The 9,575-nt window shown below is 45.3% G+C and carries 5 protein-coding genes; 4 read left to right on the top strand and 1 reads right to left on the bottom strand.

Annotation, left to right across the window (positions count from 1 at the left end):
• The first annotated feature begins 56 nt into the window (after positions 1–56).
• Genes E1163_RS10545 through E1163_RS10530 form a run of 4 tightly spaced genes read left to right on the top strand, consistent with a single transcriptional unit; the run spans position 57 to position 7,920 of the window.
• Positions 57–1,346, top strand: a complete 1,290-nt coding sequence (locus tag E1163_RS10545) for an oxygenase MpaB family protein (protein ID WP_155171425.1) — start codon at positions 57–59, stop codon at positions 1,344–1,346.
• A gap of 12 nt (positions 1,347–1,358) precedes the next feature.
• Positions 1,359–2,009: a DUF6989 domain-containing protein gene (locus E1163_RS10540; protein ID WP_155171423.1), complete on the top strand. Its 651-nt coding sequence runs from the start codon at positions 1,359–1,361 to the stop codon at positions 2,007–2,009.
• 14 nt (positions 2,010–2,023) lie between these two features.
• A complete protein-coding gene (locus E1163_RS10535; protein ID WP_155171421.1) occupies positions 2,024–2,707 on the top strand; it encodes a transmembrane-type terpene cyclase in 684 nt (227 codons plus the stop codon).
• Positions 2,708–2,742: 35 nt separating this feature from the next.
• Positions 2,743–7,920, top strand: coding sequence for a sensor histidine kinase (locus tag E1163_RS10530; protein WP_155171419.1), 5,178 nt, complete (start codon positions 2,743–2,745; stop codon positions 7,918–7,920).
• An 8-nt stretch (positions 7,921–7,928) separates the two neighbouring features.
• Here E1163_RS10530 and E1163_RS10525 read toward each other — a convergent pair.
• Positions 7,929–9,575: DEAD/DEAH box helicase (locus E1163_RS10525; protein WP_155171427.1), on the bottom strand; the 1,647-nt coding region annotated here is incomplete at its 5' end.

Here is a 9,575-nt window from a genome sequence, read left to right as displayed (position 1 = left end):
TCTCCATATTTTATAATCTACTATATTGGTCGCCTGATTTAACAACACATATTTAAATGCCCCATAGCACAAAATGGTCGGATGACTTTCTGGAAAGCAAGCGATTTGAGGCCGACCCGATAGCCGACAAAGTAGTAACTACTATCATAGAATCGGGATATGAAGAAAAGATCAATGAAGTCTTCACCCATCTTGTAAGAAATTCAAGTTTTAATACCGAAACTTTTTCATCCTTGCCCAAAGAGGTAAGCGAAGTGGTCACCAGATACTTTGAAGAAACCAGGCACCTGCCGTCATGGACTAATCCCGCGCTGATGAAAGTCGGTGAGGAGGTCTTTACGCTCTATGGCCCTGAGATTTCGATGATACTTAATGTAAAGTCGCTACCGCTGTGCTATGCCTGTAGCAAAGGGGCCAAAGTACTTTACATGACGGGCCGCCTTACAGAGAGAAGCGGGTCCATTGACCCTCTGGCACGCCGGCTTATGGAAACAGCGCAGATGATTATGAATGCGCTTTCCCCCAATGGCATGTCACCGGAAGGCAACGGCATTGTTACTATCCAGAAGGTAAGGCTCATACATGCTTCGATCAGGTATTTCCTGCTACATGAAAAATTTAACCCCAAAGGCTGGGATACAGACTACTATGGCAAACCGATCAACCAGGAGGATATGGCCGGTACGCTCATGTCATTTGGCCCGTTGGTGTTGCAAGGACTCAAGCAATTGGGCATTAACCTTTCCGATAAACAAATATCCGGCTACATGCACTGCTGGAAGGTGATCGGCTACCTCATGGGTATAGACGAAGCATTTCTGCCGGACACTTTTGAAGAGGGCTGGGATCTGGGTGTGACTATTATGAAGCATCAGGCCGAAGAATCAGATCATGGCAAGGAGCTGACACGGTCATGTATTAACTTTTTAAAACATATACTGCCGGGAACTGCCTTCGATGAAGTGCCTGAATATATGATCTGGTATTTTGTACAGGATATATCAAAGGCCATTAATAAAGACCTGGGCCAGGCATTGGGAGTGCATGGAGAGCATGATGTAAGAAGCCGTATAGTGTTTAAGATCTGCACTCTTTTTGTCATCGAATCGAACCGGCTGGATGAGCACTCCGTGGTGATCCGCCTGATCAGTGGGTTGATCAACAGAAAGCTGCTCCAGGGATTCCTGCTGCATTACAATGACCATAAAAATGTTCGTTTTTACATCCCTCCTTCCCTGCAAAAGGACTGGAAGCTCCATGAAAAATGGGAAGACACGATCATACTTACCCCAACTGTCTTCGGAAAACGGCTGGTCATTCAAAAGAAAACCGATTCCATTATATAAATAACGTACATAATGAATAAGAAAACCACCTGGTTTATAGTTATTACTCAAACCATCATGGTACTTTGGTCTGTTATCAGTTCTTTAACACACGCGGGTACCACTTCTGTTTATATCATCACTTTAGGTTCATTCGTAGTATATGTAGCGTATGCGCTATACACGAAAAATATGGTTTTGCAAAAGCTGCTGCTGTTCGGCTTTGTAGCGGGTGTACTGGAGCTTTTGGCTGATCATTATTCCGTTACTACCATCGGTACATTGGTTTATCCTCCGGGTGAAAGCATGATCTGGACATCCCCCTCTTATATGCCCATTTCATGGACGATAGCTTTAACACAGCTAGGCTATTATGCTTTATTGCTAACCCGCTGGAAAGGCATTTGGGTGGCAGCCATAGTCATTTCATTATCAGGCGGCCTTTATATTCCGCTCTATGAGCACCTGGCCAAAAGTGCCAATTGGTGGTACTATAAAGATTGCTCCATGATATTCAGCGCACCATACTACATCATCATTTGCGAGGCTTTACTTTCGGCTGCACTGCCATTTCTCGTACGGTGGACACAATCCAAAAAGCTGGCTTTTGCCATCGTGCCTGGTATTATCCAGGGCTTATGGATACTTTTAAGTGCCATCATTGCTTATAATATTGCCCCATAAACTAACCTTACAATATGTTTAACAGCCATAATCTATGCCAGGAATATCCCGGCCTGAGTTCCATCATCAATGTTTGCGACTATACCGTAGCCGAGCTGGCACTGGTACTGGTAGGTACCATTTTCTGGGTCGTTGTGTATTTTATCATAATCCGCAATGGCTTTAAAGACAAGTTTGTTGAGATGCCGGTACCAGCGGCAGCCTCTAACCTGGCGTGGGAATTTACCTGGGCCTTTCTGGTCACCACCGATCTGGGCCTGCTTTTTGTCTGGGGCTTACGGGTATGGTTCTTCATGGATCTTTTAATTTTTTATCAGGTACTGAAATACGGACACAAGCAACTCTCAACACCGGTACTCATCAAATACTTCCGCCCCATTGAGATTGCCAGTGTTATTTTATGGACTATCGGATTTTACCTTTTTATCGTGGAAGGGTATGATACCTCTATGGGTGCCACTTCAGCCTACATCATCACCGTGATTATGGCTTCACTTTATGCCATATTTTATTTGTCCAGCAACTTCCGTGAGGGTTATTCATTCACTGCGGCCTGGTGCAAGATGGTAGGAAATGCCCTGATGAGCATCTTCGTATTTCTGCACTATCCGCAGATGTATTTTCTACAGCTATTGACTATTGTGGTGTTTATTCTCAATGTGTTATATGTTGCATCATTCAAACTGAAAAAAGCATGATGTGAATTCTATTTTAGCTATATTGGCGTGCAGATATGGAGCATGTTCTAAATAAATCAAAAAAGATAGCCGAAGGTGGTAGTTCACTGATTTATTTAAATGAGCAAAGTGAATTTGGCGGGCCTGTAATCATAAAAATTTATAAAAAGGACAACAATTCATACGCCGCGGAAAACCAGTTGATCAATGAGTACGACTTCCTCTCGCAGATCAATATCGATGGGGTAAGGAAGCCTGTTAAAAAAATTGAGGTCAACCACAGGCCTGCACTGGTACTTGAATATTTTGAGGGTATAACTTTAAAGGATTTTATAGCCAACCAGTCTCCGGACCTGGAAGTATTCCTCGAGGTAGCTATTAAAATATGCAGGACTATTGGCTACATTCATGAACATGATGTTATTCATAAAGATATCAACGGGCATAACATACTGGTAAATACCGACCTTGAGATTAAGGTCATAGACTTTGGTATTGCCACAAAATTCAGACAACAAACACCATTAAACACCAATATAGAGCATCTGGAAGGTACCATTTCGCACCTTTCACCCGAGCAGACCGGACGCGTAAACCGGGTAATAGATAAAAGGTCGGACCTATATTCGCTTGGGATACTGTTTCATGAATGGTTAACCGGCAGTCTTCCTTTTGCTGACAATGACCCGATGAAACTGGTCCACTCGCACCTGGCAGTAGTACCGCCTGCAGTTATTGAAAAAAATCCGGCCATTCCTTCGGTATTGTCGCATATTGTCGACAAGCTTTTGGCCAAAAATGCCGATGACAGGTACCAATCGGCCAGAGGTCTTAAACATGACCTCAAATTATGCCTTGAACAGCTTAAGACCAAAGGCACCATAAGTAATTTCAAAATCGGGGAAAACGACTACTCTGATACTCTGCGTATTATCCAGAAAGTATACGGACGCGATAAGGAGTTGATGTTCCTCCAATCAGCTTTTGAGAAGGTGTGCCAGGGTGACCGGGAAACAGTTTTGATTTCCGGGAGTGCCGGCTCCGGGAAAACCACTCTTGCCTTTGAGCTAAGAAACAGTGTAATTGAGCGCGGGGGCAATTTCATTTTCGGTAAGTTTAACCAGCTTCATCACGATAAACCATACCACGCCCTTGTGCAGGCACTAAAAGTACTTACCAACAACCTTTTAACACAAAGCGAGCAACAGCTTAAAGGGTGGAAACAAAAAATACTGGCTGCTGTAAGTGATGAGGGACGCCTGCTAACTGATGTAATACCCGACCTCGAACTCATCATCGGTGCCCAGCCGGAAATAACGGACCTGGATCCGGAGGAAACTAAAAACCGCTTCAATTATATATTTAAGCAGTTTATTAATGGCATTGCCACAGCCGAGCACCCGCTGGTGTGGGTCATTGATGACTTGCAATGGGCTGACCCGGCTTCTATTGCCCTGTTGAAAACCATTACTTCAGATACCGCAGTTTCCCATGTACTGATTATTGGCACCTACAGGTCTAACGATCTAAGCGACCACCAGCTTCCTGATGCCAACGCCCAATTCCTGTCCATTGAAGGCCTTTCGATCCACCAGTTGAGCGAACTTATAGGTGATGCTTTGGGCTGCAAGCAAAGGGATGTCATAGAACTGGCCGAGGTCACATTTTCAAAAACGCAGGGCAATGCGTTCTTTGCACACCAGTTCCTGCAAACTATCTATGATGAGAAGTTGCTATGGTTTGACCGTGCGGATCAGCAATGGCAGTGGGATATGGACAGGATCAATTCGCTACAGGTAACTGACAATGTCATTCAGTTGCTGACCAAAAGAATTGAAAACCTTGATCCTGATTGCCGCAGCGTACTGGAATCCGCAGCCTGCTTTAGCGATCAATTTGACCTGAGCATGCTAGCACACCTGCATAGCCGGCCTCCTGAGGATATCAAGCACGCCCTCTACCCGGCGGTGAGGCTGGGTTTAATTCAGGAGCTTATTTCACCTTCGCCTGTAAAAGAAAAGCCGGCCCACCAGATGGACAGCCGGTATACCTTCGTCCATGACCGTATTGTTCAGTCTGTTTATTCTTCTATTGCTGAACAGAATCGAAAACAGATACACTGGAGGATAGGAAAGTACCTGGCTTCTAAAAGTAATCATAGCCATACGGACCGGCTCATATTCGACATTGCCTACCATCTGAACAGTGGTGTGGGAAAAGATACTGACCAAAACGAGATCTATGAGCTGACACGGCTGAATTTTGAAGCAGGCAACCTTGCTAAAGCATCCGCGGCCTACCCCAATGCACTTGAGTATTATGGAGCAGCCCTCAGATACAGCAAAGAAGACATCTGGACGCACTATTACGATCTGGCACTGGCCGTGCACACTGGCGCCGCAGAGGCCAGCTTTTTGGCTGGCAAGTTTGATGAAGCGGATAGCCATATAGAAAAAGTAACCCGCAATGCCAGGTCTATACTTGACCAGATCAAAGCCTTAAAAATCAGGATTGAAGCCTGCATTGCCCAGAACCAACCCTTCAAGGCTATTGAACTGGCACTAAGCACTTTAAGCCAGCTTGGAGAAGACCTGCCTGCAAAGCCCGGTAAAGCGCTGATTGCCAAGGAACTGGTAAAGACCTCTCTCCTGCTGAAACGCACCGGCATTCACCGGCTGGAGCAGCTTCCGGCAATGACTGACCCGCATAAAAAAGCGGCGATGAACATTATGGCCAGTATTGGCTCGGCTATCTCCAGGACTACGCCGGAACTGTTGCCTTTGATGATTTTCAGGATGATCCGCATTTCTATCAAATATGGTAATTCCATCGAGTCTATCCCCAATTATGCCGGTTATAGTATTATTCTTTCCGGTGTGCTGGGCAACCTGAAAGACGGCTATAAGTTTGGTGAGCTGGCGATGACGCTGTTGAAAAAGTTTAAGGCGGAAAGGGTAAAGGCCAAGACACACCTCGTTTACCACTGCTTTGTTCACCACTGGAAAAACCACCTCAACCTTACCCTTGACCCGCTTCTGGACACATATCACTACGGCATGGAATCCGGTGATCATGAGTTCGCGGCATCAGCATTAATGGTGCGGTCATTCCATGGCTATTTTACGGGCAAGAACCTTTTGAGGCTCAATGAAGAAATGAGTGCTCAAAGCAAAAAAATACTTCATCTCAATCAGGAGCTGCTTTTTCACCAAAACGAAATATTCCGTCAGGCAGCGCTCAACCTGACCGGAAAAAGTAAAAACCCTGCCATATTGAGCGGAGAAGCTTTTGACAGTGAAACCGTATTAACAGAGGATTTCAAAAAGAACAACCCTTCGGCCTTGTTCCATGCCCGATATCACGGCATGGTACTCGCATACATGTTTAAGGACTATGAAAAAGCACGGGAATATGCGGAAAGCCTGGAAAGCAAACTGGAATTAGTGGTGGGCACCATCATCCTTCCGCTCTATCATTTCTACAAAGCGCTGGTACTTTTTGCCTGCCTGCCCGACCTGAAGGGCTCAGACAGAACAAGGGCCATAAGAAAAGGAAATGATAGTATAAAGAAGATGAAAAAATGGTCAAAGCATGCCCCCATGAACTTTGAACACAAATACTACCTGCTGCTGGCCGAAAAGTACAGGACATCTGGCAAGCAGGATAAGGCCCGCTTGTTTTATGACAAGGCCATTTCCTGTGCATCAGCGAATAATTACCTGAATGATGAAGCCCTGTGCTATGAGCTTGCCGGGAGCTTCTATGCTTCCGAGCCCGATAAATTCCCTTATGAGATTTATCTGCGCAAAGCTTATGAAAACTACCTTAACTGGGGAGCAACGGCAAAGGCAGAAGAAATTTCAAGGCTCTACCCTATTGTAGATATTAACCTGCTGGGCGGAAAAAGTAAAAATACGGCATCATTTTCTTCAAACTCTACCAGCAACTATTCCACCCTGGAGCTTTCCACCATACTCAAGGCATCAACTGCCATTGCCAGTGAGATCAAGCTGGTGAAGGTACTGGATAAGCTGCTAAGGATCGTTATCGAAAATGCAGGAGCTGAAAAGGGCTTCCTCTTGCAAAAAAAGGACAACGATATATTCGTAAGCGCTATGGGCACGGCCAGCGATGAGAAAATCAGGATATTCGAAGACACAAAAGCAGATGAGTTTGAAGACCTGCCACAGTCCATTATACAATATACTGCCAGGATTAAAGAAACTGTTATTATTGACAACATTAATGCTGACAACCGCTTTGCCAATGACCCGTACGTTCAAAAGTCGGAACTAAAGTCCATTCTCTGCTCACCTATACTGGTTCAAAATGAGCTAATCGGGATCATATACCTGGAAAACAACCTTGTAGTGGGTGCGTTTACTCCCAAGCGCCTGGATATGCTCAAACTGCTTTCTGGCCAAATAGCGGTTAGCCTCGACAATGCCATGCTGTATAATAACCTGGAGCAGCTCGTGGACGAGAGGACGCAGGAAATCGAAGCCCAACAGGAAGTGCTGAAGGAGTATAACAATGAACTCATAGCCCGGAACGAGGAGAAGAACCACCTCATCAAAATTGTGGCCCATGACCTGCGCAGCCCGCTGAACCAGATCAAGGGAATGGTCAACCTGATTAAACTCACCACCCGGGACAAATCGGAAGAACAGGGCCAGTATGTAAACAAAGTACTGGAAAGCACTGAAAGATTGGGGGAAATGATCAGCAGGATACTGGATGTAAACGCTATTGAGGCCAAGGAAATAGATATTAAGAACGAAAAGGTAAGCCTCCGGCGGTTGCTGAACGAGTTAAAGAACAATTTCCAACTATCTGCTGATGAAAAGAACATAGAGCTTTTGATAGAGCCGGGCCCTGACGTTTTTGTAAATGTGGACAACAACTACACCATCCAGGTTTTCGAAAACCTCATCTCCAATGCCCTGAAATTTTCCCCTACAGGTACCTCTATAAGTATCAATATGACGGAGAAAGAGAAAAGTGTATGTGTGATGGTAAGCGACCAGGGACCGGGAATCAATGAAAAGGACATGAAAAAGTTGTTTATGCCTTATCAGAAGCTTACGGCCAAACCTACTGCGGGGGAAGAATCAACCGGTCTGGGCCTTTCAATAGTAAAGAAATATGTTGAAGCGATGAAGGGAAGTATCCGTTGTGAAAGTGAGGAGGGAAAGGGAGCCACTTTCTATGTAGAGTTTAAAAAGTGGCTGTAACCTGTTTGCTATCTTTTTCTTTTACCCTTCCTGCCAAAGCGGTCTGTTCTTTTAGACTTATGGTCATGAAGCCTCTTACTACTTCTGGAATTCCTTTTGCCGCCGGTTATGGCATTATTCACACGAATATCACGACCATCCAGTTGCATACCTTTAAAGCGGGATTCCACTACACCGGAAACCTCAGTTTCTACTTCAAAGTAGGCCCTGCGCTCTTCCATGGTAATAGGCCCCACGGCTTTTCTCGGGATACCTGCGGTTTCTGTTACCAGGTCAATAAGTTCTTTTTTATCATAGCCGTCAATAGCTCCTACATTGATGAAGAACCTCTCATAACGACCGCCTGACGAAACTTTTCTTTCAGACTTGCCTCGGCTGCCTCGGCCACCATCCTCAAATTCCTGCTCAAACTCAGGGCCATCAGTACTGATCCCCATATTTTTGAGCTGGCTCATCAGTAGCTTATCTATCAATTCTGATTTGGACAGCTCTGCAAAAATTGCCTCTACATCCTCTTTATGAGCCTGTATGGCATCATTGTCTATATCAAGCTGCACCATGTTATTTGCCCAGGTCTGCAACTTCTCATTTTGCACCTTAACTGCACTGGGCAATTTGTAAGGAGTAAAGTTAAGCTTTAGTCTTCTTTCCAGAGATTTTAACTTGCGCTGTTCTGATGAGGTAACAATCGCCAGTGAGATCCCCTTCTTCCCTGCCCTGCCGGTCCGGCCACTTCTGTGAGTATAATACTCCAGGTCGTCAGGTATGGAGTGATGAATCACGTGTGTCAGATCATTTACGTCAATTCCTCGCGCTGCAACATCTGTTGCGATCAAAAACTCCAAAGAATGATTTTTGAAACGCTTCATCACCTGATCCCTCTGGCTTTGCGAAAGGTCTCCGTGTATGGCATCTACCGGTAAGCCGCGCGACTGTAGCTGCTGCGCCAGCTCCTGAGTATCACGCTTTGTTCTGCAAAACACAATACCACGCATATCCGGCTCCAGTTCAATGATCCTCTCCAGTAAATCGGCTTTGTCTTTAGCCTTCGTTACAAAGTACTGATGATCGATATTCTGGTTTACCAGCGTTCCACTGTCTATCTTTACTTCACTGGGGTTATCCATATACTTGTTCACGATATCCCTGATCTCGCCCGCCATGGTGGCAGAAAACAACCAGGTGGATTTATTTCCCTGAGTATGTGAAAGTATATCATCTATATCGTCACGGAAGCCCATATTGAGCATCTCATCGGCCTCATCAAATACCACATGTTTAACATTACTGAGGTTAATAGCCTTTCTCTTAATAAGATCGAGCAACCTGCCGGGAGTGGCAATGATAATGTGAGGCGTATTTTTTAAAGCTTTCATCTGCGGCATAATGGCGGCACCACCATACACTACCTGAACACGAACCCCCTTGAGGTATTTGGAAAACGCCTGGATCTGCTGGGCAATCTGCTGGCCCAGCTCTCTTGTAGGAGCCAGAACCAGGGCCTGGGTACCTTTGGTATCAACATCTATGGCATCAAGCAAGGGAAGCCCAAAGGCGGCTGTTTTACCGGTTCCCGTCTGGGCCAGACCGATAAAGTCCCTGGAAGCTTCGTTAATAAGTATGGGAATGGCTTTCTGCTGAATTTTGGTTGGAGT

The sequence above is a fragment of the Fulvivirga kasyanovii genome, from assembly GCF_009711405.1.
Classification (GTDB): domain Bacteria; phylum Bacteroidota; class Bacteroidia; order Cytophagales; family Cyclobacteriaceae; genus Fulvivirga; species Fulvivirga kasyanovii.
Note: the sequence above shows the minus strand (reverse complement) of the source record. Positions and strands in the feature narration are given on the sequence as shown.